Source organism: Salipaludibacillus keqinensis, from assembly GCF_003226325.1.
GTDB lineage: Bacteria > Bacillota > Bacilli > Bacillales > Salisediminibacteriaceae > Salipaludibacillus > Salipaludibacillus keqinensis.
This window is the reverse complement of sequence record NZ_PDOD01000001.1, coordinates 485165-511387: the sequence shown is the minus strand read 5'-3', so window position 1 is coordinate 511387 and position 26223 is coordinate 485165. Positions and strand designations below refer to the sequence as shown.

Here is a 26223-nt window from a genome sequence, read left to right as displayed (position 1 = left end):
CATTTTTTGTCATCTTCACTTTGAAAGGAGAATAGTTTATGATGAAGAGATAAAACTTGATTTTGTTGGAGGGGAAAATGGAAAAATATCCACAGCCTTATATAGAATATCTTGTTCATTTCCATGGATCAAGAGATTATTTCGAATGCCATGAAATCATGGAGGAATTTTGGATCGAAAATAACCATGATGTCAAATGGCTAGCGCTTATTCAAATCGCGGTTGCTGTTTATCATGAACGTCAAAAGAATATTGATGGTGGCTTACGCTTGTACCGTAAAGTATTGTCTCATTTGCGAAACGATCGAGGTTTACTAAACGATTTGAGTATTCACCAAAGTGACTTAGAACAATTAATAAAGTCGAGAATAAAGAATATGCTTTACGAAGGTCCTTATCAGCCATTGGACCTTCCTATTATAGACGAAGCATTAATAGAACAATGCAAACAGTTGGCTGCTAAAAGAGGTTGGGAATGGTCGTCTTGTGAAATAGAAGATACCACAGAATTAATTTACAGGCATAAACTGAGAGATCGATCCGAAGTGATCCAAGCAAGACAACATTCACTTATAAAAAAGAAAAAAGAAAGAGAAGAGGGATAACTCTTTTCTTTCTTTTTTATGAGGAAACTTTACATTTATCTACGAAATGTTTTGTCCTTTCTGATCCTACCACTGGAAGTGAGTTCATTACGATCAACGTTTTTACCATCGTTGTTCCATGACCCTCATTACGGTGAGATGGATCAACCGTAATATTATTCACATATACTCGCCGTCCACTTTCTTTTATTCCAATCACCCCTATGAAGCGATCTGTATCGTTTTTCCATAAATATAGTTGAGAAGTTTTAGATGTTTGGTAAAGATCGATCCATTCTCGAATGATTTTAATGCTTTTTTTACCAGGCATAAAGGACAGTAGCCCCATGGCAATTTTTTCATATTCTTTCTTGTATGGAATTAACATCGATCTCCCTCTTTGCTTGGTTTTACACATGGTATTCCCTTCTTTACTTAGTATTATTCCTCTTTTCGTAGGTTAAATAGGAAAAGCATCTGCAATATACTGCAGATGCTAAATGAATTTATTTAGAAAATGTTTTTGATAGGTTAGCCATTTCAATAGCCCCTGCTGCAGCTTCCCAGCCTTTATTTCCAGCCTTTGTGCCTGCTCGTTCTACAGCCTGCTCAATCGTATCTGTAGTTAGCACGCCAAATATGACAGGAATCCCCGAAGAAAGAGAGATAGAAGCGACTCCCTTAGACACTTCACTACATACATAATCAAAATGAGGGGTAGACCCTCGTATTACAGTACCAAGTGTCACAACCGCATCATAATTACCAGAATCCGCCATTCGCTTCGCGATTAGAGGAATTTCATATGCCCCCGGTACCCAAGCAACATCAATATCTTCTTCTGCAACGCCATGTCGCTTGAAAGCATCTTCCGCTCCACCTAAAAGTTTACTCGTAATAAATTCATTAAACCTTCCAACAACGATCCCTACTTTTAAACCTGTTCCAATTAAATGTCCTTCGAAAACTTGACCCATGATTATTCCTCCTGTGAATTAAAAGTGTAGTAAATGTCCCAACTTATCTTTTTTTACTTTTAGATACTTTTCATTCGATTTAGAATGAGGAAGCTGAAGGGCAACCCGGTCAACAACCTCTAAATCGTACCCTTTTAGACCTTTGATTTTACGCGGATTATTTGTTAACAGCTTCATTTTCCGAATGCCAAGATCTCGCAGAATTTGTGCACCGATACCGTAATCTCTTAAATCAGGAGCAAATCCTAGTTTTTCATTTGCTTCTACTGTATCGTATCCTTCTTCTTGTAGTTTATAAGCTTTCATTTTATTAAGTAAGCCAATACCTCTGCCTTCTTGACGCATATAAAGCAATACACCCGATCCAGCTTCCTCAATTTGTGCCAGTGCAGCCTGCAACTGAGGTCCACAATCACATCGCTGAGAGCCGAAGACATCACCTGTCAAACACTCTGAATGGACTCTGACGAGCGTTGGCTTCTCCCCGCCAATTTCTCCTTTAACAATGGCCACATGTTCTTTTCCATCGACGACATTTGAATAGCCAATCGCTTTGAAATCCCCAAACTCTGTGGGGAGTTTAATTTCCACTTCTTTCTTGACTAGCTTGTCTTTTCGGTTTCTGTATTGAATTAAATCTTTAATCGTCACCATTTTAAGGTCATGTTCATCCGCGATCTTGCGAAGGTCTGGTACCCTTGCCATTGTACCATCCTCTTTGATGACTTCACAAATGACACCTGCTGGTTTAGCTCCAGACATTCTTGCTAAATCTACAGCCGCCTCTGTATGTCCCGCTCTACGTAAAACGCCACCCTCTTTGGCAATCAAAGGAAAGATGTGACCAGGGCGTTGAAAGTCAGCTGGTTTCGTACTATCATCAATAAGTGCTTTTACGGTCATAGCCCGCTCTGGTGCAGAAATCCCTGTGGTAGTGTGTTTGTGATCAATACTGACAGTGAACGCTGTACCATGAGGATCAGAATTCCGGTCCACCATCGGAACTAAACCAAGTTTTTCTGCTCTATCTTCAGTAATAGGTGTGCAGACGAGTCCCCTACCATGAGTGATCATGAAATTAATAATTTCTGGTGTCGTTTTCTCAGCAATAGAAACGAAATCACCTTCGTTTTCTCTGTCTTCGTCATCACAGACGATGACAACATCTCCTTGCGCTAATGCGTATATCGCCTCTTCAATCGGATCAAAAGTACTCATGTTATTGTCTCCTTCCTTTATCTAAACCCATGTTCTTTCAAGAAACTTTCTGTCATCTTTTCAGAAGATGCTTCGTCAGCAGAAAACCGATGAGACATCAATTCTTCTATATATTTTGCGAGCATATCACATTCAATGTTTACAATATCACCTGTACCTTTACGGCCAATGATCGTTTCTTGAATGGTATGAGGAATGATAGAGATAGTAAAACTGTCCTCTGTAAGACCAAAGATCGTTAAACTTGTTCCATCGACTGAAACGCTTCCTTTCATCATCATATACTTTCTTAATGCTTTTTCAACTTGAATGGTATAGTATACAGCGTTATGTTCTGTTCTTTTGGATTGAATCACACCAACTCCATCAACATGTCCAGTGACAAAGTGACCACCAAACCTTCCTTTCGCTGCCATTGCTCGCTCTAAATTCACTTCAGAACGAACATTCAGGTCCCTTAAACTTGTTGAACGAACAGTTTCCGGCATTAAATCTACCGAGAATGAAGATTGATTAAAAGTAGTCACTGTTAAACAAACACCATTTACTGCGATACTGTCACCAAGTTGAACATCTGAAAGGATTTTGTCCGCATGGATGGTCATTCTAATCGCATCACCCGATTGGTGGATGCGGTCAATCGTTCCTTTTTCCTCAATTATTCCCGTAAACATAACTCAATCAATCCTCTCTTTGTGAAAAACTAGTTTTACGTCATCTCCTAGAGGTTCCATTGATTGTAATCGGAGTTTAGGAGCGTCAACTAATCGGCCAATTCCTTCGCCTGAAAATGAAGACTTGGCCATTTCCCCACCAATCAGCATGGGAGCCATATACTTGATTAATCGTTGAAACTGACCAGATCGAAGAAAACTGTCATTGACTCTTCCCCCACCTTCAACTAGGAGAGAGGTAATTTTCCATTCAGCCAATACTTTCAGCATGGGAGAAATTGAGATCGTTTCATCACTCATAACAAGGATCTCCACTCCTCTTTTCTCCATCTCCTTGATACGATTTAATGGCGCCGCTTCTGTAGTGACAATCCAAGTTGGTGCCTTTTGATCTGTAAGCACCTTTGATGTTAAAGGAGTACGAAGCGTTCTATCCAAAATGACTCGAATGGGGTTCTTGCCTCCCTCTTCCAACCTTGTAGTTAAAGAAGGGTTATCTTGTATGACAGTGTCTACCCCTACAAGAATCGCATCATGTTCTCGCCTTAAATAATGACCATCTCTTCTCGCTTCTTCTCCAGTAATCCACTGACTTTCACCTAATGACGTGGCAATCTTTCCATCTATACTTGTTGCTGATTTCAATGTTACATAAGGTTTTGACGTGGTCATATAATGAAAGAATATCTCATTTAAGGCATCTGCTTCTTCTTTCATGACACCTACCTCAACCTCGATTCCAGCTTGTTTCAGTTTGGAAATCCCTTGACCTGATACTTGTGGATTAGGATCTGTTGATGCAATGACAACTTTGGCTAGACCAGCTTCAACAACTGCATCAGCGCACGGAGGTGTTCGACCATAATGAGAGCAAGGTTCTAATGTGACATACATAGTCGCCTCTTTAGCTTTGTCGTCTGCCATATGAATCGCATGTCGCTCAGCATGAGGTTCACCCGCTTTTAAGTGGGCCCCTAACCCAACAATTTCACCGTTTTTGACGATGATACATCCAACAACGGGGTTCGGTGCTGTTTGTCCTATTGTCTGTTTTGCCATTTGAATAGCTAATTCCATATACTGATTCCTCATTGAACCCTCCTCTTCTAAACGGATAAACCTCTATTATACGCGGGCTCTAAAAAGACTAACAAGATCTGCAAGAGTTTTAATAGCCAAAATAAAAAGCCTGAAGGAAAACACCCTTCAGGACATAGTTGCAGAATATGATTTGTGCAGAAAAGGGTCCTTTACCTTCATGCGAGAACACAACAAACAATAGAGGTGTCTCTCGAAGAAGAAGTTGCAAAGAAAAGCATTAGAAGTGAAGACACACTTGTCCCTTTGACATTACCCTCTTCAACCGTCATATCCTTCTCCCATCCAGACTTTACTGTCGGCTTTGGAGTTTCACCAAATCCACCGTCACTTGAAATCAAGCAACGGGTCACGGACTAAGAGGCCTTGCCTCATCACCGCCGGTTGGGAATTTCACCCTACCCCGAAGGAACGGTTTATTCGTTTTGTTTATTATATCACAAGAGCTTCCAAATGCGTTTATATTTGCTCAAAAAAACCCGAAGAATAGCTCCTCGGGTAAAAGTTTTACTCTTCATATACCTTGACTTCTTGCATAATATCTCCTTGGCGAATACGGTCCACAGCATCAATGCCTTCAATAACTTTACCGAACACAGTATGAACACCATCAAGATGAGGTTGAGGTTCGAACACAAGGAAAAATTGACTTCCACCTGTGTCTTTACCAGCGTGTGCCATAGAGAGACTGCCTTTCTCATGCTTGTGAGGATTTCCTTTTGTTTCACATTTAATTGTGTAACCAGGCCCCCCCGTACCTGTTCCATTAGGGCAACCACCTTGTGCAACAAATCCAGGAATCACACGGTGAAAAGATAAACCGTTGTAAAAACCTTCATTAGCCAATTTTTCAAAGTTTGCCACTGTTCCTGGTGCTTCATCAGGATAAAATTCAATAACTACTTTTTCACCTGTCTCAAACGTAATTTCACCTTTTTTCATGTGTCATTACCTCCTAAATGTTTTTTAATATGTACACCTCACTTATTTTACACTAAGTGAGAAAAGAAGGAAACTAGGGCGCTCAATAGATAGAGTCTACTTCCCGAATCTTTGTAGTTTCAGAACAGTCTCGTTCTAACTCATCTCTAGGGGTCTAAGCTTGCTTTGTCATCCGCATAAGACTCCAAATTCATTGCCCTAATTCCTTCTAAAAACTTGATTATCCTTCACGCTTGTGTGACATTTTTTCTTGTGTTTAAACGTGAATACGAACGTTCTCTCCTTGTTAAATCTTGGAAAGATTCTCTGTCGATAACACATGTATGCTCGCCATCCTCTACAAATACAACAGCGGGACGCAAAATTCGGTTGTAATTATTAGCCATTGAGTACCCGTAGGCTCCTGTAGATGACACAGCTAGAAAATCTCCTTGCAGTGCTGGAGGCAATGAAAGATCCCATATAAGCATATCACCACTCTCACAACATTTCCCTGCAATAGAAACGACTTCTGTCTTCTTGTGATCCGCTTTATTTGCAATAATCGCCTCGTATTCTGCTTGATACAAAGCAGGACGTATATTATCTGTCATTCCACCGTCGACAGAAATATAGGTTCTTAAGTCTGGGATATCTTTTCTAGATCCAATACGATATAGAGTCGTCCCAGCTTCACCGACCAAGGCCCTTCCCGGTTCAATCCATATTTCTGGTACGGGCATATTTAATTTCGCAGATTCAGCTTTTGCTGCTAAAACCATTTTATCAATATATTCGTGTAACGGGAGGGGATGATCATTCACCCCGTATCGAATTCCGAAGCCACCGCCTAAATTCAACACTTCTGGGTAGTAATCTAATTCTTGTTTCCATTGTGCTAATGACTGATAAATAGCTTTGACCGCTTCCTCAAACCCTTCAGCTTTGAAAATCTGAGAGCCAATATGAGAATGAACGCCTTTAAGATTTAAATGAGTATGTGTCAAAATCATCGTAATTGCTTTTTTAGCTTGACCGCTATTTAAGTCAAAACCAAACTTTGAATCTTCTTGTCCTGTAGAAATGTAATCATGAGTATGTGCTTCTACACCTGGTGTGATTCGAATTAACACGTCCATATCTGTGTTCATGGATTCAGTCATATTCATAAGCCAAGATAATTCAGTGAAATTATCAACTACAATGCAACCAATATTTTCTTTTACAGCCATTTCAATTTCATCTGGGGTTTTGTTATTTCCATGAAAATGAATTCTTTCTACTGGAAACCCTGCTTGCAGAGCTGTAAACAGTTCTCCGCCAGAACACACATCCAAACTTAGTCCAAGTTCGTCAGCCAATTCAATCATAGCAATACAACTAAAAGCTTTACCTGCGTATGCTACTTGATAATTAACTTGATGATATTCAAAAGCTTGTTGAAACTCTCTCGCTTTGTTTCGGATGTCTTTCACATCGTATACGTATAAAGGTGTCCCATATTCGTTGGCAAGTGTGACCGTATCAACTCCGCCAATGGTTAAATGACCTTCATTATTAATTTTACTAGTACCATATAAACCCATTTGTTATCCACTCCTCAAAGCCATGCTTGAACGGTTCTGTGATCTTGAAAGTACAAAAGGGAAATGAATGTGAATCACACTCATTTCCCTTTTGGTCAACTTAAATCAAGTCTATCCATTAGGTTAGTGCTCCACTACAAAGTGTAGTGACAGTGAGCCGTTTTTTCAACCACTCCCCAGCAGACAAAAGTTAGGAATTCTCCAGTCGCTTCGGCAAATCGACCTTTCCAAAGTCTTCAACGCTTCCTAAGCTCAAACTTTGTACTCATTCTTTTTGCACCTCTACCTATTTTGAGTTATTAACTCATTTGAAATTGTTTTTTAAACAATACCATACTCTTTTTGATGTTGCAACTACCTTCTTTCCTTTGACTAATCCCTTGCGGATTAACTTTGTTTAATTGAATCTTCAGGGTGGACGATACTAGGTCTTTTCCGTTTGATTGGGATAGGTTGACGGATTAGAATGTCCATAAACGCTTTTGGATAAAACGGCAAGAATGGCCATAAATAAGGGGCATTCAGTGTAGTCGTTCTCACTAACATGATAAACATAATCGTGGCAGCTATCATAAATCCAGGAACGTTAAATAGCGCCACGGACAATATTAGAACGAATCGAAGCATCTTTAATGCTACAGCCATTTCATAACTAGGTGTTGCGAACATACCTATCGCACCTACCGCAACATACAAAATAACTTCTGGTACAAATAACCCTACTTCAATAGCAATTTCACCAATTAACAATGCGGCTACAAGGCCTAAAGCTGTAGCTAATGGTGATGGTGTATGAATCGCTGCCATTCTTAACAGCTCGATTCCCAATTCAGCTAATATAATCTGGATAAATATAGGGACATTAGAGTCTTCTTCTGGTCCTATAAAATCTAAATTGTCCGGCAGTAACGATGGTTCTTGTACCATGAGTAGCCATAGAGGTAAAATTAAAAGGGAAAACAGCATCCCAGAAAATCTTACCCAGCGGAAAAAAGTACCTATAATAGGGGCTTGTCTATATTCCTCAGCATGTTGCACATGATGAAAAAGAGTTGTAGGAAAGATAATCACACTTGGTGAGGCATCCACAAATAAGATGACATGCCCTTCTAATAAATGTGTTGCTGCCACATCTGGCCTTTCCGTATAACGGACCATTGGAAAAGGATTCATTCCTTGTTTTACTACAAATTCTTCGACTACTTTATCTGCCATCGTTAATCCATCAATATCAATAGTTTCAAGTTCTTTTCTTACGATTTCTACAAGCTTTGAGTCAGCTACCCCTTCTATATATGATAAGCTTATATCTGTCTTGGAGCGCCTTCCTATTTGCATAATTTCATTTCTTAAGCGCTCATCGCGAATTCTTCTTCTTGTTAATGCTGTATTTTCTATGATATTTTCTGTATATCCATCTCGGCTCCCTCTAACGACCCGTTCTGTATCAGGTTCTTCAGGACCTCTTCCAGGATAGCTTCTGACATCTACCACGATCGCTCTCGGTTCGCCTTCAATAAGAATAAAGATTAACCCAGATAACATTTGTTTAATAGCTTCATCTAAGGTATCTACTTCTTCCACCTGGACATGGGTTAGTCGGTTAACTACTTGATCTTTTAGGTTGTAACGCTTACGCTCAGTGGCATCCAAAAACATTAACTCTTTCAATAACTCAATAATATACTGAATGTCGCATAGACCATTGACAAAGTAAAACTGTATTTCCTTATCAAAAACATATATTTTCCGAACATCTACATCGAAACTTTTTCCAATACCCACGCGCTCTTTTATTATTCTTTCATTTTCATGGATATCCCTTGAAATAGGATGGTCAATCTTAGTTTCATCATTTTGGTGGCTCACGGAGACCGCTCCTTTCCAATATTACTGTTAAAGCTTTCTTTGTCACTGGTGCTCCTTTTTCTAATGCATCGTATCCTCCCATTTTTCCTACATCCCCTATTCCAATAATGATTGGAATCTCATTTATATCTAAACAATCCACCGTATCACCTCGAATTCGTCCCGTTTCCACTTCTTCAAACCCTTCTTTATCGACTCCATACTCGGTCAATTTTCCTTGACGATCCACACAAAGGTGGACTTTCGTCCAATCGTTCACATATGAATGAGCTGCTACTGCGACCACACCAATCAAAAAGATTTCTGGTGATTTCGCTACCTCAGTCATCTTTTGCTCTCCTTGACCTATCCCTGGACAACCAGCGTCATCAAATAATAATACAACTGGTTCAAGTGTCGCTTCCTTGATTTTTTTAATAAGCCCTTTAGCATCCACTGGAGATGGATTCCCTTGCGACAAGGTAAGAAAATAACACCCTAGTGTTTCTGAAGCAGCTTTTACAGCATGAGCTGCTGTTTCATCGCCATCCGTTACGAAAATGACTTTTTTCTTTCCTTTCATCATTTCACCCTTTTTTCTATCATCTCAAGCAATTGGTCATTTGTAGACGATCTTAGTATGAGTGAAAGGACTCGAAACCATACAAAAAACAACTCAACATTAATCGTTGAGTTGCTCCCTTAACTGAACTAGTATTTTCTTTTCTAGTCGAGACACTTGAACTTGTGAAATTCCTAGCCTTTCAGCTACTTGTGATTGAGTTTGGTCTTTATAGTATCGTAGATAAATAATTAACTTTTCCCGCTCGTTAAGCTTTTCAATTTCATCCCTTAAAGCGATCTTATCAAACCACTTTACGTCTTCTTGAGCAGAAATTTGATCTAATATTGTGATAGGGTCTCCATCATTTTCATAAACCGTTTCATGAATGGATGCTAACTGTCTGTTAGCCTCTTGAGCAAAAACCACTTCCTCAGGAGACAAATCCAATTTACTAGCAATCTCTTGAACCGTCGGAACTCTTCCTAACGTTTTAGATAATTCATCATTCATCTTCCGAATATGGTTTGCCGTCTCCTTAATAGACCGGCTTACTTTCACAGTTCCATCATCTCTTAGAAACCTTTGTATTTCACCAATTATCATCGGAACAGCATAGGTGGAAAATTTAACTTCATAACTTAAATCGAATTTATCTACTGATTTGATCAAACCAATGCAACCAATTTGAAATAAGTCTTCTTGATCGTATCCTCGATTCAAAAAGCGTTGCACGACAGACCAAACAAGTCTAGTATTGTGCTGAACAATTCGATCTCTAGCTTTACGGTCGCCCTTTTGTGCCAACTCTATTAGTTGCTTTACTTCATCATCATGTAAGTGTTTCTTCTTTTCTTTTCTATAATCAACCTTTGTCATCGTTCTGCCTCTTAATTGCATAATGCTTTTTGCTTCGAGAGACGTTTCACCAATGTCACAGTCGTTCCAGTCATTGGTTCCGATTCAACTTCTATGTTATCCATGAAATTCTCCATAATTGTAAAGCCCATGCCGCTTCGCTCTAATTCCGGTTTGGAAGTATAAAGGGGTTGACGTGCTTCGTCAAGGTTTACGATTCCATGCCCGTCATCTCGAATAATGAGATAGACAGTGCCGTCAATTAGCTCCACCTCAATATGAACGAATCCTTCATCTGTTTCACCATAGCCGTGAATAATCGCATTCGTTACAGCCTCACTGACAACGGTTTTAATTTCTGTTAACTCGTCCATAGTAGGGTCTAATTGAGTAACAAATGCCCCTACGGAAACTCTGGCAAAAGACTCGTTTGCGCTTACTGCTAAAAATGAAAGTTCCATTCTGTTTTTCATGAAGCCACCCCCAAACTCATAAGTGCTTCCCTTTCATTAGAGGTGAAGGTGACGATCTTAAATAATCCAGAGAGTTCAAATAAACGTTTCACTTGGGGGGAAATACAGCATATAACCATTTCTCCTCCCACAGACTGCACTTTCTTATACCTGCCTAGAACCACTCCAAGACCTGAACTATCCATAAATGTTAGTTTTTCTAAATTCATAAGCACATGTGTTAAATGATGTTCATTTAAGGCAGCATCGACACGTTCTCGTAACTTCATAGCTGTGTGATGATCTAATTCTCCGACAAGACGAACACATAATACTTCTTCCTTTTTCTCCAAGTCGATTAATAAACTCACTACGTTTCACTCCTTCTTGTAAATTCTATTCTCTCCAGTTTCCCTCTCCACGGAAAACATTGGATACGCTCAACTAATTCCTTTTGAATCATCTCTTTTCCTGCTTCAAAACAAAACTAGTGGACATTCGCCAAAAGCAGTTTATATTCGTGATTATTTTACGAGGCATCACCAAACATAATTGATCTTGTTCGCTTCATTAACTCCCATAAAGAGGCTTCTGGAACGCTTTCGGAGGCAATCAAAGCTTTGTTTATGACTTCCTTTCCATCTTTTTCCATTGTCATTGTACCCACTTGATCGCCTCGTTGCACAGGAGCTTTCACATTTCTATTTAGTGTCATCGTTTCTGTTATCCCTTCAACTTCCTCCCCTTTCTTTAGCAAAATTGAAATCGGTTCTTCAGGAATTACTTGGACGACAGGTTGACTTCCTTTATCTATTTTCACTGTTCCTAAGATATCAGACGTATGATATCGCGTATGCAATTGGTATTGACTATAAGCGTAATCAAACAATTCTGTTATTTGGCGGTTCCTCTCTTTAGGAGAGGGAGCTCCCATGATCACGGCAACCATTCTCATTCCATCTTTGTTGGCACTTGCAGTCAAACAATATTTAGCTTCGTTCGTATACCCTGTTTTCAATCCGTCTACCCCGGGATAAAATTTCACAAGTTTATTTGTATTTACAAGCCAAAAAGGTTCTTTCGTTCCTTCTCTCAAATAATCTTCGTATAGACTGGTGAACTCAGTGATCGCCTCATGACGCAATAATTCTTTCGCAATGATCGCCAAATCATAAGCAGACGAATAATGATTATCTGCTGGAAGACCATTTGAATTCACGAAATTTGTATTTTTCAAACCTAACTCTAATGCTTTTTCATTCATTAGCTTGACGAATTCATTTTCAGTTCCTGCTAAATGCTCTGCCATCGCTACAGATGCGTCGTTTCCTGAGGCAATCGCAATTCCTTTCATCATTTCTTTCACCGTCATTTCCTCTCCAGGTTCAAGAAAAATTTGAGATCCTCCCATAGAAGCAGCTCTTTCACTTGTTCTTACACTATCATCCCAAGACAGATTTCCATTTTCAATAGCTTCCATGATTAAAAGCATAGTCATGATTTTCGTCATGCTGGCTGGGGGAAGACTTTCGTTACTATTTTTTTCAAAAAGCAAAGTTCCCGTATCTCTCTCCATTAAAATAGCTGAGGTAGCTGCATCAGCAAAATCAAGGTTTTCTTCCATCGCATGTGCAACTGGTACTTGTCCTATGAAGAAAAAGCCCATTAAGCACAAAATAATTATATTTTTCATTGTTATCCCTCCCGTTAATGTCAAACTAAGTTCTCTCTATTCTCTCCAATGTATTAGCACGTTATTCTCCTCTTCCAATAATAAAAAGGACCGCTCTTCATAAACACTCGATTACGGTCCTAGCTTATTTTTCAACTTAGTCTAATACAACTGTAGCTTCTGACCCTCAGAGCTAACAACACTTCATTTTACCGCTTTTTAAGACGTTTTTTATCCGTGATTCTCCCTCTTCACCTTTTACTGAACAGATAGCCACAGAGTGCTCAATAATATTATTTAACTACAAGAAAAAAAGTTGGCCCTGCTTTGAAAGCAAGACCAACTCTTATTGTATGAATGAATCAATGTTTAAGAAATAACATCATAGACTAATGGAGGAACGTCTACTTTTTCCGATGAGATTTCGTAAGATGCTACTATCTTTTGCTTTGAAGCATCTACATCTTGATTGTTTGCATAGATGGTAACTAACGGCTCACCTTTTTGAACTTTATCGCCTATTTTCTTTCGTAATTCAATACCAACGGCTAAGTCAATTTCTGACGTTTTAGTCGCCCGACCGGCGCCTAGGAGCATAGCTGCAGTTCCAATTTGATCTGCAACAATACCGGAAATATAGCCTTCGCTTTCGGCTAAAACATCTACTTTGTACTTAGCTTGCGGTAACTTTTCAGGCTCATCTATTACAGAAGAGTCACCATTTTGCGATTCGATAAACACTTTAAACTGTTCTAACGCTTTACCAGAAGATATAGCTTCTTGAAGGAGCTCTCTTGCCTCAGTCAATGTACTTGCTTTATTAGCAAGAACGACCATATGGCTCCCTAACGTCATGCAAAGTTCTGTTAAGTCTTCTGGACCATGACCTTTCAATGTATCTATCGCTTCTTTTACTTCTAATGCATTCCCGATCATGAAACCAAGAGGTTGGCTCATATCCGAAATAACGGCCGATGTTTGACGTCCCAAATTATTTCCGATCCTTACCATCGCCTCAGCTAACTCTTTTGATTCTGAAAGTTCCTTCATAAATGCTCCTGCCCCTGTCTTCACATCTAACACTATGGCATCAGCACCTGAAGCAATTTTTTTACTCATAATAGAACTTGCTATAAGCGGGATAGAATTCACGGTCGCTGTAACATCTCTCAATCCATATAACTTTTTATCGGCAGGAGTTAAATTCTGAGTTTGACCGATGACCGCAGCTTTGTTTGTATTCACTAAATCAATGAATTGCTGATTACTAATCTCGACACTAAACCCCGGTATAGCTTCTAATTTATCAATTGTCCCACCTGTATGACCTAGCCCCCGTCCGCTCATTTTAGCTACAGGAACTCCTAAGCTTGCAACTAGTGGCGCGAGAACTAATGTGGTTGTATCACCAACTCCACCTGTTGAGTGTTTATCTACTTTTACTCCTTCAATAGCAGACAAGTCAATCGTATCACCAGATTGGACGATAGCATCTGTTAAGAAAGCCCGCTCTTGTTGATTCATATCTTGAAAGTAAATTGCCATTGCCCACGCACTAATTTGATAATCTGGAATGGTATCATTAGAATATCCGTCTATAATAAATTCGATTTCTTCTTTTGAATGAGATTTTCCGTTTCTTTTCTTTTCAATTAAATCGACCATTCTCATTGCTTCTTCCCCCTTTTATCTGTTCCACAGTTCGTTCCTTCCAGTTTTTAACACTTGTCGAACCAACATTTTGAATCTAGGTTTGGCTTTCGCTGCTACTTCCATTACTTCTTCATGTGTGATTCCTTCGATAGCTTCTCCAATGGCCATATCGGTAATGCAAGAGATCCCTAATATATTCATTGACATATGACTTGCTACCATCGCTTCTGGTACTGTGGACATCCCCACAACGTCACCACCCAGTTTACGAAGCATAATCAATTCTGCACCTGACATGTAAGTGGGGCCACTGATGGCAGCATAAACTCCTCGTTGCACTGTTTGCCCAACCGCTTTTGCTGCTTCTAGGGCATGTTCCCTTAACTCAGGTGTATATGTTTGACTCATATCAGGAAACCTCGGACCATAGTCATCCAAATTTTCACCAATTAGAGGGTTTGCTCCTGTGAAATTAATATGATCTTCTATAATCATTAGATCACCAGGCTGATAATTCTTGTTCATACCGCCACAAGCGTTGGTTACGATTAAACTATCACACCCCAATTCTTTCATTACACGTACTGGAAATGTGACCTCTTGCATGGAATAGCCTTCATAGTAATGGAACCTTCCTTGCATAGCCATCACGGTATGTCCTTCTAATAAACCTATGACCAATTGTCCCTTGTGGCCTGTTACAGTCGAGGACGGGAAATGAGGTATATCTTTGTAAGAAAGGCAAACGGGATTTTCTATTTCATCTGCTAAATCCCCTAACCCAGATCCTAGAATCAGTCCTACACTCGGTTGAGCCTCGATTTTATCTTCAATCCATTTGGCAGACTCTTGAATCATTTCGGCAGTAATCATTTTGAAACCTCTTTAGGCATTTTTTCAACGATTTGTTTAACAAACTGAAGGAAATCAGCTCGAACTTGCTCCGTTGTTTCCATTACTTCGTCGTGAGTTAGAGGTTGGTCTAAAATTCCAGCCGCCATATTTGAAATACACGAAATGCCCAATACGTTCATTTCGCTGTGACGTGCAACGATCACTTCAGGTACTGTGGACATTCCAACTGCATCGCCACCTAACGTGCGAAGCATTCTTATTTCAGCAGGCGTTTCATATGTAGGACCAGTATTTCCTACATATACTCCTTCTTTTACATTTAATTGAATCTCTGCGGCAACTTGTTTAGCTAAATCATTCAGGTCTTTTGTATAAGCTTGAGACATATCTGGAAATCTTACTCCTAACTGGTCATCATTAGTCCCAATTAAAGGATTTGTACCGAACATATTCAAGTGGTCTGTAATGATCATCAAATCCCCAGGTTTGTACTCTTCATTAATGCCCCCTGCGGCGTTTGTAACGATTAATTGTTCCACACCTATAGCTTTCATTACTCTTACTGGCAACGTAACCAAGTCCATGGAGTACCCTTCATAATAGTGAAAGCGTCCCTGCATGGCCACGACTGTTTTCCCTTCTAATTCACCTATCACTAACTGTCCTTTGTGACCAGCAACCGTAGATGTAGGAAAACCCGGTATTTCATTGTAAGGAAGTCGTACAGAATTTTGAATTTCATCTGCTAGGACGCCTAATCCAGATCCGAGAATAAGTCCGATCGTGGGCTTTTCTGAAATCTTCTTTTCTATAAATTGTTTTGCTTCAGTAATCATAATGTTACTAATCATGTCATCATCTCCTATTTCAATTCTTTTAAGAAACTTTTTCCAAACTCAGGAAGCTTCACATTAAAGTTGTCTGCAACAGTTGCCCCGATATCTGCGAATGTTTTTCTTGTACCTAATGACTTTCCAGGTGAGAGCTGTTTATTAAATACGAGTAGAGGAACATATTCCCTTGTATGGTCCGTTCCGGGGTGAATTGGATCATTTCCATGATCAGCTGTAATAATTAACAAATCGTCATCGTTTAAATGGTCGATTACTTCTGGCAGCCGTGCATCAAATTCTTCAAGGGCTTTTCCGTATCCAATCGGATCCCTTCTATGCCCAAATTTCGCATCAAAATCTACCAAGTTAAGAAAACTTAACCCTCTAAAATCCATTGACACCGTTTCATTCAGCTTGTCCATACCATCCATATTCGAAGTTGTTCTCAACGATTGGGTAATCCCTTCTCCATCATAAATGTCCGAGATTTTGCCGATAGCTATTGAATCAAACCCTCCGTCTTTCAACTCATTCATTACGGTTCTGCCAAATGGCTTTAAAGCATAATCATGACGATTAGGTGTTCGTTCCCAATTTCCTGGTGTTCCTACAAACGGTCTAGCAATCACACGTCCCACCATGTACTTTTCATCCAATGTTAGTTCACGAGCCATTTCACAAATATCCCAAAGTTCACTAGCTGGGATGACTTCCTCGTGAGCGGCAATTTGCAGAACGGAATCCGCTGACGTGTAAACTATCAAGTCTCCTGTTTTTACGTGTTCTTCTCCTAATTCATCCAATATTTCTGTGCCAGAGGCTGGTTTGTTCCCTAATACTTTGCGTCCAGTTTTCGCTTCAATCTCTTGAATAAGTTCTGATGGAAATCCATCTGGAAACGTTCTAAACGGTTGATCGATATGAAGACCCATAATCTCCCAATGGCCGGTCATAGTATCCTTGCCTACTGAAGCTTCTTCCATTTTTCCGAAAAAACCTTTAGGATCTTTGACTTGCTGACCGCCTTCATACTGCTTGACTTGCGTTAATCCAAGTTGATCTAAATGTGGCATTTTCAGGCCTTTCATCACTTTTGCAATATGGCCTAATGTGTCTGCCCCTTCATCATTAAATTCTTTTGCATCTGGTGCTTCTCCAATTCCGACTGAATCCATAACAATTAAAAATATACGTTTGAATTTTTCGGTGTTCATGTTCGTCCTCCTTAAATTTACATTGCATCTTTTTCATACTATACCCTAATCTAAATGAGTAACTCGAAAACCCCTTTGATGTCTGAGGTCAGACATCTATACTTGCAATAAAGTTAAGCCCTTGGATGATATTGCGAATAAACTTCTTTCATTCTTACCTTTGTAACGTGAGTATAAATCTGTGTAGTTGATATATCTGCATGTCCTAGCATCTCTTGAACAGCTCTTAAATCAGCTCCATTTTCTAATAAATGAGTAGCGAACGAATGTCTTAACGTGTGCGGAGTCACTTTTTTCTCAATTCGAGCGTCTTGAGATAATTGTTGTAAAACTTTCCAAAACCCTTGTCTGCTTAACGATCGTCCATGATGATTTACAAATAGAACATCATGTTTTTGTTTTCTCGATAAGATTGGACGGCTTTCTTGCAAATAAGTTTCCAACGCTTCTCCTGCTAATTGACCTAAAGGAATAATACGTTCTTTATTTCCTTTACCTAAACAACGAATGAATCCCATTTGCAAATGTACATCTGCAAGTTTCAAACCACAAAGCTCACTCACACGCACACCAGTTGCATAAAGCAATTCAAACATCGCTTTATTTCTTAGTCCGAGTGGGGAACTACCACTAGCTGCTTCAAGCAGCGCTTCAACTTCTGTTGTTGAAAGAATCTTAGGTAGAGTCTTATCCGGTCTTGGCATTTCTATATGTAAAGACGGATCGTGAGAAATGAACGCCTCCCGAATTAAAAACTGATGGAACGACCGAATAGACGAAAGCATTCTCGACATAGATGCACTAGCTCTACCTAAATCATTTAAGTGATGTAAAAAATGAAGGATGTTTGACTTCTTTACTTTATCAAAGTCTTCTATTCCTTCTACTTTTTCTAAGTATATGAGATAAGCTTGTAAATCTCTTTCATAAGCCTTTGTAGAATTTTGAGCTAATCCTTTTTCAACAATTAAATAATGAATAAACGCTTTCAATTCTTCTCTCAAACTTCAATTCCACCTTTCAATTCTCCCAGTAGTGCCAGTTGAATGGTTAAAACAGCATTCTATACGAACAGGCTTAGCTATTCACCCTCCACAAAAAAAAGGCGTAAACGTTCGAAAGCTTCCATTTCCTTCGGTTCTTCTACATTCGATGGAGAAATGACTTTCATCGATCTACCGTGGGGTTCATCATATCTGTGATACTCTTTGTATTCGTCGCTCACCCATAGAATACCATAATAAAAAACAAGCGTGCACCCCATGAACAAGAAAAAAAGCCATATCATTTGAAAAAATCGATAAATATTTCTCATTGCTTCCCCTCATTTACAATCTGTCCTCTAGTTAATAAAGGATATGTCCACTCTCTTAGAATCTATACATGAAATTTAAACGATCCATTAAACAAAGAAAAGCGCCTACTTAAACAAAGATACACCCCAACTGTTAGACAGCATCTAACAGTTGGGGTGTACCTTATTAATCGTAAGTGCTTTATATTTATAGAAGTTGATTAGCAACGGATCATTTACATCGATGGCAAATACCGTGAAAGGTCAACCGATGATCTTTAATAGTAAAGTTCCACCTGTGTTCCACGACCTTCTCTACATCTTCCAATAAGTCTTCTTGGATTTCGTCAACAGCACCACATTCAATACATACGAGATGATGATGGAAGTGTGCAGCACCTTCTTGTCGCAAGTCATATCTTGAAACACCATCACCAAAATTTATTTTATCAACAACTTTTAGTTCAGTTAATAGTTCAAGTGTGCGATATACTGTAGCCAACCCAATTTCAGGATATTTTTCTTTCACAAGCATATAGACATCTTCTGCACTAAGGTGATCATCTTCGTGCTCAAGGAGAACTCGAACGGTTGCTTCACGTTGAGGTGTTAATTTATAACTTTGCGAATGCAATTGCTTCTTGATACGTTCAATTCTTTGTTCCATCGTTTTCCCCCTACAACTAACTTATCGATTTCCACTGACACTCCCAAACCGAGTTTATAGAACCATTCATTCTGAGATAATGATTAAGGAAGTTGTTTTATTCTTCGTCTATTATACTCTTCGAGAAAAAAGTGTGTCAAATGAGAATTGTTACAAAGATGATTTTATAATAAATATTAAATAGTAATAATTATAATTAAATCATCTTTTCAACGACAAATTGCATAACAACTGGAGTAACGAAAGCTTCAAAGGCAGAGACAATAACTAATAATCCCCCTATTAACAATATAAATACAGTGTATGAAAGAAAATGAGGGAAAATGGGTTGATGACTTCTCCTGATCACCTGTCTCCATATAAGGATGGAAAAAGATGTGGCTGTAGAGGCTACAATAATGAACATTGGAATCAATAAAATATTCTGTGGAAAAACAGCCGAAAAAGCAAAAAGAAAACCTTCAAACCCCATTTGATCGACAAGAAATCCGACTGTAAAACCAACCATCAGTCCTTTAATAAACACAAGTATAAATACAACGGGCAAGCCTATGACTGATAGCCCGAGGATCCAAATAAAGCCTAGCATTTTACTGTAGTAAGCAAAGCTTTGCGTAAATATCTCTTTTGAATGAGCAAATTCTCCTTTTTCAACTTCATTAAAAAACAACGTTAAATAAGCGTATAGATCATTTTTTTGTGTGAAACTCATGCTATTAACAATGATTGCTCCAAAAATGACTCCTACGATTAATAAAACAGATGTAAAGATGTATCCAGCCCGATGGTCCTCTAAGTGATTAAGCAGTTTATTTCTTTTGAAATGTGGCTTGCTCATATTCACGTCCCTCATTTCTATCATCTGATTCTTTCTCTATCAGAGTCTATGAAATGAGAGTGAAAACTATGAGTAGAAAAGTGCAATTCGTTCAGATTAAATTTCCTATAACAGCCGACGTGAAATGAAACATCAGTAGCGTGTTATTGTATCTCATTTTTAGGCTTCGAATTGTTTCGACGCAAATAACTTCAGAATGAAACTAACAAAGATAGAAGCAGTAGTGTTAGAGGTTTCTGTTTCCACAAATTAGTGTGGGTAAAATGTTTTAACCCGCAGCTAACGACAAACCCATTATTATTTAATAGACTATACGATTTTTTTACTATGACACCAATCGCTAGATTAATGAAAAGCTCTTAATTGTCTTAGTTGCCAATATTGGACAGCATATATGGTTTTAGCATCATGAATTTCTCCTGTTAAAATCATTTGATTCGCTTCTTCTAACGTGACATCTACTCTTTCAACAAATTCGTCTTCGTCTGTGTTCTCTATTCCTACTTCTAATCCTTCAGCCAAATAAACATGTACGATTTCGTTAGCAAACCCAGGACTAGTATAAAAGGAATTCAATTTTGACCAGTCTCTGGCTTTCACACCGGTCTCTTCTTCCAATTCTCGTTTCGCACACTCAAGGGGATCTTCACCTTTCTCCAACTTTCCTGCAGGAATCTCAGCAATAGCTTTTTCTAAAGCTTTTCGATATTGTTTCACTAAAATTAACTTTCCTTCCGGTGTAAACGTAATTATAGCAACAGCCCCCGGGTGTTCAATGATTTCCCTTTTACTCTCTTTACCATTCGGTAACAATACTTCATGAACATCTAAATCTATGATCTTGCCCTTGAAGATTGATTTCTTTCTCGTTGTTTTTTCTTCAAATTTCTTATTCATTATACTTCCTCCAATTTTTTCGAAATAATATATTTAAAGCATCATAAAGGTTCTTTTAATATTATGTTAAACACTATCATTCCGTTTATTACCGCAGGACTCCATATTGAAACCTGTGTCTACTATTTTTTCGAAAATCATATTGTAAGAATATCTATTGCCAGTTATGGGTAAAGGAACAAGGAGGTGATTCTATGAAAAAAAATCGATTAGGTACATCTGACTTATACGTTTCAGAAATTGGCTTAGGATGTATGTCTTTATCAGATGACCATTCAGCCAATCAAGATATTATTCACGAGGCATTGGATCGTGGTGTTAATTTTTTTGATACTGCCGATTTGTATCAGTTTGGATTTAATGAAGAATCTGTAGGTAAAGCTTTGAAAGGAAAGAGAGATCAAATCCTCCTATCATCTAAAGGTGGAAATGAATGGGGAGATGGCATCGATGGATGGCAATGGAACCCAAGAAAAAAATACTTAAAAGAAGCCTTGAAAAATTCTCTACGGCGATTGAATGTGGATTATTTAGATCTCTACCAGCTACATGGTGGAACCATTGATGATCCGATTGATGAAGTTATTGAAACTTTTGAAGAGTTGAGTCAGGAAGGAACGATCCGATACTACGGCATTTCTTCGATACGACCAAATGTCATTAAACAATTTGCCGAAAAATCAAATATGGTTAGTGTGATGATGCAATACAGTTTACTAGACCGCCGTCCCGAAGAATGGTTCTCTATGTTTGATAAACATGGCCTTTCAATCATAGCACGTGGTCCTGTCGCTAAAGGCTTACTAACAGATCAATTTCAAAGAAAATTACATTCAGACGGCTATTTATCCTATTCAGAAACTGAGCTTACTCAAGTGTTACCTCAATTAAAATCTTTGGCCCTTGAACAAGGAATGACTTTGCAACAAATGGCTCTAAGGTATGTCATAGATCAACCGGCTGTAGCTACTGCCATTACTGGAGCAAGCCAGTCCTCACAATTGAAAGACAACGTACAATCTGCAAATGCCGTTCAACTCTCAGACGAATTAGTAAAGGAAATCCAGTCGATCGTTAAACTTTCAGTATATGATAAACACCGATAATACAAAAAGCTTGTATTAATCATTCATACAAACTTAGGAACAGATTGATTTGAGTGAAAAGAAATGACTTTAAATACAATTAAAGGACCGACTCAATCAACAATTGAGTCGGTCCTTGGTTTATTTAGCTTCTGTTTTCATAGTCTTGTTTAATTTCTAGGTAAGAGTCTTCTAACATATCGTAATTAATGAATCCTGGTCTTCTCATAGCAACTTTCCCATCAGGTCCAATGATTAGAGTCGTTGGCATGTGCCTGACTTCATACCCATCTAAAATCTCTCCGTCTTCGTCAAGAACGGTGTGAAATGGAATATCGAAATCATCAATAAATTGTTGTACAACATCTAGATTTCTCTCTTGGGTTGTCATATTTATACCGACTACTTCTACGCCATCATCTTTATACTCTTCATAAAAATTTATGAAGTCAGGCATTTCATCGCGACATGGTGGACACCAGGATGCCCACATATTTAACACAACATACTTGCCCTCCATGTTTGATAAAGTAAGTGTGTCATTCCCCTCTGCTTGTGGAAGATTAAAGTCTCTTGCCTGATCCCCAACTTGTACCGATGCCGTATCTAGTTCTTGTTCGATACCATCGTTCTCTAAGTATTCATCTAGCAAACGTTGATTTTCGTCGGCACTTTTTTGCTTCTGTTCTTCATATACAACATAACTCCCTAATCCAACAGCTAAAAGAAAAATAGCAATAGTTAACAGTCTTTTCCCGTTCATATAGGCCTCCCTTTATTTACAAATATAACTAGATGGAAGCGTGTTCCACGGATTATAGCATACATTAAAGGAACTTCCCAGAAAATATGATTTAACCGTCTAAATTCCTTTGCTTATCAAGGTATTCACTATAAATGATGATTAAAATATTTTTGCACCATTTAGATTAACCATTACGTATTATTATATGACATTTTTATCATGTTGATAAAGGACTTTGTTTTGTTCAAAGTTCTCCTTGATGTTTTTTCGAATAGTTTGTTGCCCTAAAAGGGATCACTTTTCTCCATGTGCTCCCAGAATACCACAACATCGCAATTGGATCTTCAAGGTAGCCCCCACAACAAATACAAGAATTGTAAATGTTTCATTCCCTCTCGAACGATGATCCTTTAGATAAATTGAGCAATTGAAGGAGATTAGTCCATGTAAGAAAAGGTATTAGTGCAATACTTAGCTACTTGTAAATAAAACATATTCTATTTCATAGAACTTTGTTAAAATGAAAAATGGTATAGATTAGTTGGTTCTGAATAGACCTTTAATAGAAAACTATTTACCATTTTACAACTATTTTGGAGAGGAAGATTACGTTGACGTTATTTGAAGCTATCATTTTTGGAATCATTCAAGGAATTACAGAATTCTTGCCTGTTTCTAGTACTGCACACATCGTTATTACGCAATTATTATTTGGATACACATTTCCTGGACTTGCTTTTGAAATATATCTTCACCTTGCTTCAGTTTTAGCAGTCATTATGTATTTTTGGAGAGACTTATGGAATGTCATTCAAGGATTCTTCAAATTTATTTTTAAGCAATCGAAAGAAGATCGAGTTCAGTTTTACTTCGGAATTTATATCCTCGTCGCCACAGCAATCACAGGTGTTTTAGGAAAATTGTTAACTGACACAATGGGAGAAGGCCTGAAAACTCCAGGTATGATTGCAGGCGCTTTAACAGTGACCGGTTTTGCCTTGATATTCATTGAAAGATTTCATAAAACTGGTGATAAAAATGAGAAATCAATGACTTTCTTGGATGCTATTATTGTAGGTCTCGGCCAGACTTTGGCTGTTATTCCGGGTATCTCTCGCTCTGGGTCAACTCTAGTAGTCTCTTTGTTAAGAGGATTAGATAGAGAAACAGCCGTTCGTTACTCATTTTTATTAGCTATCCCTGTTATCTTGGGTTCTAGTGTACTTGCGTTGGATGATTTTTCTGCTGAGATGCTTACCTACATCGGACCTTTAAATTTATTTGTTTCTTTTGTAGTTACTTTTTTCTTTTCTATCTTGGGGATTATCTGGCTCATTGATTTCTTAAAGAAGAGTAAGTTAATTTACTTTGCCATTTATTGCTTTGTTTTAGCCCTCTTAGTCTACACTATGATCGATCCTGACACTGTTATGGATGTTTAGCCACTTAAGTCAGTAGACCAAGAGTCTACTGACTTTTATTTCAACCTTATTACAACTACTAAAATTCGATTTACTAGCTGTCCCCTATTTGCTAGAATTATCGCAGCGGAATTAATTATTTTAAGCAGATAAGGTCAGGAGTAAATGATGAATAACCATAAAGGAAAACTTATCGGAAAAGATTTATTAGGTCTTGGTCTTCTCTTTTTATTTCTCATTTTGTTTTTATTTAGTGAGCAAATCAGTACAAGCAATCAAATAGAAGCCATTCCTAATGCATGGATGAATGTAAACACTATTTTCCTCAGCATTGTAATCGAGGCGATCCCATTTATTTTATTAGGTGTTTTCATTTCTGCTCTAATTCAAATGTATGTATCTGAAGAAACTATTCAACGGTTTTTACCTAAGAATGCTATCGCGGCCTTGGTACCTGCTGCCTTGCTCGGAGCTATCATTCCTTTATGTGAGTGTGCTATTGTCCCTGTCGTTCGACGATTAATAAAAAAAGGAATGCCTTTACACGTTGGAGTCGTTTTTTTAGTTGCTGCACCGATCTTGAATCCGGTCGTATTTGCTTCTACATATTTTGCATTTCGTAATAATCCAACGATCCTTTATTCTAGAATGGGCTTGGCTTTCGTTCTATCAATCATGATCGGAGCTATCCTTTACAGTATATTTAGAAAGCAACCTCATCAGCTAAGGCGTACTGCCAATTTATCTCTGGCAAGCCACCATGTCCATATTGATGGTGCAATGGATCATCAAAGCACTAAGCCAACGGTTGGTACTCGTGTAAGAGATACACTTTATCATGCTGTAGATGAATTTTTTATGATGGGGAAGTATTTAATATTAGGTGCATTCATCGCTGCGTTATTCCAAACGTTTCTTGATCGAAGTTTGCTCGAAACGATCGGGTCTAACGAATATTCATCCACTTTAGTTATGATGGTTTTTGCTTATTTATTATCTTTATGTTCTGAAGCAGATGCCTTTGTCGCCTCTTCGTTTGGAAATCAATTTACGGACTCATCACTAGTTGCCTTTCTTGTATATGGTCCCATGTTAGATTTAAAAAACACGTTTATGCTTTTTGCTTTTTTTAAAGCAAGATTTGTCATAGCTTTCATGATCACCGTAACATTTGTCGTTTTCTTCTCCGTATTAATATTGTTCGGTTTGATTTTATAACGTTTAAAGGAGTTGAACAACTTGAAAATTTATGACCAATCCTTTCACGCCTTTATTCAAGGAGTTATTCTGATTGGCTTTGCTCTTCTCATCCTTGGCTTAATTTTGTCAGGAAACATTGTTTACTATATAGCACCGACGATGATGCCTTTTATCTATTTCGCATTAGGTACCTTCTTTTTATTGGGGATTGTTCAAGTTTTTCGTAGTACGAAAAAAGAAGATGATCATGCACACACATCATGTAACTGCGAACATGAACATCAAATTAGAGGCCCTCTATGGTTGCAAATAGGTATTTACAGCATTTTCATTTTACCGGTAGTTTTAGGATTTTCTTTCCCTGATCGTGGTCTTGACAGCTCTGTAGCAGCTAATCGAGGCATTCAGTTCGGTTCAGGTATATCAACTAATTCCGAAATAGCTGAACATGGTAGTCAAAGCTCGAAAGAAAAAGCTGAAACTGAGGAGAACGAAGGAACCTCTCGTGCAGAAGCATATTTGGAAGACCCTGACGAGTACATGGAATCTTTAGGCGCCTCTTCAAACCAAAGTGATATAGAGGAAGAAGATCACTATCAAATAGAAGATCTTTATGACGAAGAGTGGTTTGACGAATACTATATCGAATTAGCTGAAGAGATGTTGGAAGAAGATCACGTTCAAGTGACAGAAAAAAACTATTTAGATGTCATGACTGTATTAGATCTTTATCTAGATGATTTTATTGGGAAAGAAATCGAAATAATGGGTTTCGCTTATCGCGAACCTGATTTTGAAGAGGATCAAGTGGTTGCTGCAAGGTTTTCAATGACATGTTGTACGGCCGATGCTTCTGTATACGGCACATTAATCGAATCTGAAGAGGCATCTCAATTTGACGATGATACTTGGATCTTAGCGAGTGGAACCATTGAAAGAGGAGACTATCATGGCCAAAGCGTTCCGAAAATAACCGATGCTTTCATTCAAGAGATAGAAGAACCTGCTAGTCCGTACGTTTACCCTAGCTATTAATTTCAGAAAAGCGCATGTGGAAATGAAAAAAGTTAA

General features: G+C 38.4%; 28 protein-coding genes and 2 riboswitches. Of the genes, 5 read left to right on the top strand and 23 right to left on the bottom strand.

The window, feature by feature from the left end:
• The first annotated feature begins 77 nt into the window (after positions 1 to 77).
• The gene (locus CR194_RS02645) at positions 78 to 605 is read left to right on the top strand and encodes a DUF309 domain-containing protein (protein ID WP_110608081.1); all 528 of its coding nucleotides are present in this window, start codon (positions 78 to 80) and stop codon (positions 603 to 605) included.
• 16 nt (positions 606 to 621) lie between these two features.
• Here CR194_RS02645 and CR194_RS02640 read toward each other — a convergent pair whose 3' ends face one another.
• The 22 genes from CR194_RS02640 to CR194_RS02535 all read right to left on the bottom strand — a co-directional run bounded on the left by CR194_RS02640 (position 622) and on the right by CR194_RS02535 (position 20701).
• Entirely contained in the window at positions 622 to 972 is a 351-nt protein-coding gene (locus tag CR194_RS02640; protein ID WP_110608080.1) for a GNAT family N-acetyltransferase, read from the bottom strand.
• A gap of 118 nt (positions 973 to 1090) precedes the next feature.
• A complete protein-coding gene (gene ribH, locus CR194_RS02635) occupies positions 1091 to 1561 on the bottom strand; it encodes a 6,7-dimethyl-8-ribityllumazine synthase (RefSeq protein ID WP_110608079.1) in 471 nt (156 codons plus the stop codon).
• 18 nt (positions 1562 to 1579) lie between these two features.
• Positions 1580 to 2779, bottom strand: a complete 1200-nt coding sequence (locus tag CR194_RS02630) for a bifunctional 3,4-dihydroxy-2-butanone-4-phosphate synthase/GTP cyclohydrolase II (RefSeq protein WP_110608078.1) — start codon at positions 2777 to 2779, stop codon at positions 1580 to 1582.
• A gap of 17 nt (positions 2780 to 2796) precedes the next feature.
• Complete coding sequence (ribE, locus tag CR194_RS02625) at positions 2797 to 3453, bottom strand: riboflavin synthase (RefSeq protein ID WP_110608077.1); 657 nt, start codon at positions 3451 to 3453, stop codon at positions 2797 to 2799.
• A gap of 3 nt (positions 3454 to 3456) precedes the next feature.
• On the bottom strand, positions 3457 to 4545 hold the full coding sequence (gene ribD, locus CR194_RS02620) for a bifunctional diaminohydroxyphosphoribosylaminopyrimidine deaminase/5-amino-6-(5-phosphoribosylamino)uracil reductase RibD (RefSeq protein WP_110608076.1): 1089 nt from the start codon (positions 4543 to 4545) through the stop codon (positions 3457 to 3459).
• 275 nt (positions 4546 to 4820) lie between these two features.
• Positions 4821 to 4966: riboswitch (FMN riboswitch) on the bottom strand.
• Positions 4967 to 5058: 92 nt separating this feature from the next.
• Positions 5059 to 5493 carry a peptidylprolyl isomerase gene (locus CR194_RS02615; RefSeq protein ID WP_110608075.1) on the bottom strand — a complete coding sequence of 145 codons (435 nt, stop codon included), beginning with the start codon at positions 5491 to 5493 and terminating at the stop codon, positions 5059 to 5061.
• A 227-nt stretch (positions 5494 to 5720) separates the two neighbouring features.
• The gene (gene lysA, locus CR194_RS02610; protein ID WP_110608074.1) at positions 5721 to 7058 is read right to left on the bottom strand and encodes a diaminopimelate decarboxylase; all 1338 of its coding nucleotides are present in this window, start codon (positions 7056 to 7058) and stop codon (positions 5721 to 5723) included.
• 115 nt (positions 7059 to 7173) lie between these two features.
• Positions 7174 to 7351: riboswitch (Lysine riboswitch) on the bottom strand.
• A gap of 94 nt (positions 7352 to 7445) precedes the next feature.
• Positions 7446 to 8927, bottom strand: coding sequence for a spore germination protein (locus CR194_RS02605; RefSeq protein WP_110608073.1), 1482 nt, complete (start codon positions 8925 to 8927; stop codon positions 7446 to 7448).
• On the bottom strand, positions 8911 to 9489 hold the full coding sequence (locus tag CR194_RS02600) for a stage V sporulation protein AE (RefSeq protein WP_233254201.1): 579 nt from the start codon (positions 9487 to 9489) through the stop codon (positions 8911 to 8913). The genes CR194_RS02605 and CR194_RS02600 overlap by 17 nt, the downstream gene beginning before the upstream one ends.
• 99 nt (positions 9490 to 9588) lie before the next feature.
• Positions 9589 to 10347 (bottom strand): RNA polymerase sporulation sigma factor SigF, encoded by a 759-nt coding sequence (sigF, locus tag CR194_RS02595; RefSeq protein WP_110608071.1) that lies wholly within the window; start codon positions 10345 to 10347, stop codon positions 9589 to 9591.
• A gap of 11 nt (positions 10348 to 10358) precedes the next feature.
• A complete protein-coding gene (gene spoIIAB, locus CR194_RS02590; RefSeq protein WP_110608070.1) occupies positions 10359 to 10799 on the bottom strand; it encodes an anti-sigma F factor in 441 nt (146 codons plus the stop codon).
• Complete coding sequence (spoIIAA, locus tag CR194_RS02585) at positions 10796 to 11149, bottom strand: anti-sigma F factor antagonist (protein ID WP_110608069.1); 354 nt, start codon at positions 11147 to 11149, stop codon at positions 10796 to 10798. The genes spoIIAB and spoIIAA overlap by 4 nt, the downstream gene beginning before the upstream one ends.
• Positions 11150 to 11307: 158 nt before the next feature.
• Positions 11308 to 12471: a D-alanyl-D-alanine carboxypeptidase family protein gene (locus CR194_RS02580; protein ID WP_110608068.1), complete on the bottom strand. Its 1164-nt coding sequence runs from the start codon at positions 12469 to 12471 to the stop codon at positions 11308 to 11310.
• Between the two features lie 348 nt (positions 12472 to 12819).
• Entirely contained in the window at positions 12820 to 14121 is a 1302-nt protein-coding gene (locus CR194_RS02575; protein WP_110608067.1) for a pyrimidine-nucleoside phosphorylase, read from the bottom strand.
• A 15-nt stretch (positions 14122 to 14136) separates the two neighbouring features.
• Entirely contained in the window at positions 14137 to 14976 is an 840-nt protein-coding gene (locus tag CR194_RS02570; RefSeq protein WP_110608066.1) for a purine-nucleoside phosphorylase, read from the bottom strand.
• Complete coding sequence (locus CR194_RS02565; RefSeq protein ID WP_408640717.1) at positions 14973 to 15809, bottom strand: purine-nucleoside phosphorylase; 837 nt, start codon at positions 15807 to 15809, stop codon at positions 14973 to 14975. The genes CR194_RS02570 and CR194_RS02565 overlap by 4 nt, the downstream gene beginning before the upstream one ends.
• Positions 15810 to 15820: 11 nt before the next feature.
• On the bottom strand, positions 15821 to 17005 hold the full coding sequence (deoB, locus tag CR194_RS02560) for a phosphopentomutase (protein ID WP_110608065.1): 1185 nt from the start codon (positions 17003 to 17005) through the stop codon (positions 15821 to 15823).
• 113 nt (positions 17006 to 17118) lie between these two features.
• Complete coding sequence (xerD, locus tag CR194_RS02555) at positions 17119 to 18009, bottom strand: site-specific tyrosine recombinase XerD (protein WP_110608064.1); 891 nt, start codon at positions 18007 to 18009, stop codon at positions 17119 to 17121.
• A gap of 77 nt (positions 18010 to 18086) precedes the next feature.
• Positions 18087 to 18293, bottom strand: coding sequence for a YqzK family protein (locus CR194_RS02550; protein WP_233254200.1), 207 nt, complete (start codon positions 18291 to 18293; stop codon positions 18087 to 18089).
• 238 nt (positions 18294 to 18531) lie between these two features.
• Entirely contained in the window at positions 18532 to 18966 is a 435-nt protein-coding gene (gene fur, locus CR194_RS02545; RefSeq protein WP_110608062.1) for a ferric iron uptake transcriptional regulator, read from the bottom strand.
• A 196-nt stretch (positions 18967 to 19162) separates the two neighbouring features.
• Positions 19163 to 19804 carry a stage II sporulation protein M gene (gene spoIIM, locus CR194_RS02540; protein ID WP_110608061.1) on the bottom strand — a complete coding sequence of 214 codons (642 nt, stop codon included), beginning with the start codon at positions 19802 to 19804 and terminating at the stop codon, positions 19163 to 19165.
• 345 nt (positions 19805 to 20149) lie between these two features.
• Complete coding sequence (locus tag CR194_RS02535) at positions 20150 to 20701, bottom strand: NUDIX hydrolase (RefSeq protein WP_110608060.1); 552 nt, start codon at positions 20699 to 20701, stop codon at positions 20150 to 20152.
• A 194-nt stretch (positions 20702 to 20895) separates the two neighbouring features.
• Between CR194_RS02535 and CR194_RS02530 the strand changes: the two genes are divergently transcribed.
• Complete coding sequence (locus tag CR194_RS02530) at positions 20896 to 21807, top strand: aldo/keto reductase (RefSeq protein ID WP_110608059.1); 912 nt, start codon at positions 20896 to 20898, stop codon at positions 21805 to 21807.
• 124 nt (positions 21808 to 21931) lie between these two features.
• On the opposite strand, the gene CR194_RS02525 is transcribed toward CR194_RS02530, so the two are convergent.
• A complete protein-coding gene (locus CR194_RS02525; RefSeq protein WP_110608058.1) occupies positions 21932 to 22549 on the bottom strand; it encodes a TlpA disulfide reductase family protein in 618 nt (205 codons plus the stop codon).
• 593 nt (positions 22550 to 23142) lie between these two features.
• On the opposite strand from CR194_RS02525, the gene uppP reads away from it, so the two are divergent.
• The 3 genes from uppP to CR194_RS02510 all read left to right on the top strand — a co-directional run bounded on the left by uppP (position 23143) and on the right by CR194_RS02510 (position 26187).
• Positions 23143 to 23973, top strand: a complete 831-nt coding sequence (gene uppP / locus CR194_RS02520; RefSeq protein WP_110608057.1) for an undecaprenyl-diphosphatase UppP — start codon at positions 23143 to 23145, stop codon at positions 23971 to 23973.
• 147 nt (positions 23974 to 24120) lie between these two features.
• Entirely contained in the window at positions 24121 to 25170 is a 1050-nt protein-coding gene (locus CR194_RS02515; RefSeq protein ID WP_110608056.1) for a permease, read from the top strand.
• Between the two features lie 21 nt (positions 25171 to 25191).
• Positions 25192 to 26187 carry a TIGR03943 family putative permease subunit gene (locus tag CR194_RS02510; RefSeq protein ID WP_110608055.1) on the top strand — a complete coding sequence of 332 codons (996 nt, stop codon included), beginning with the start codon at positions 25192 to 25194 and terminating at the stop codon, positions 26185 to 26187.
• Positions 26188 to 26223: the final 36 nt, after the last annotated feature.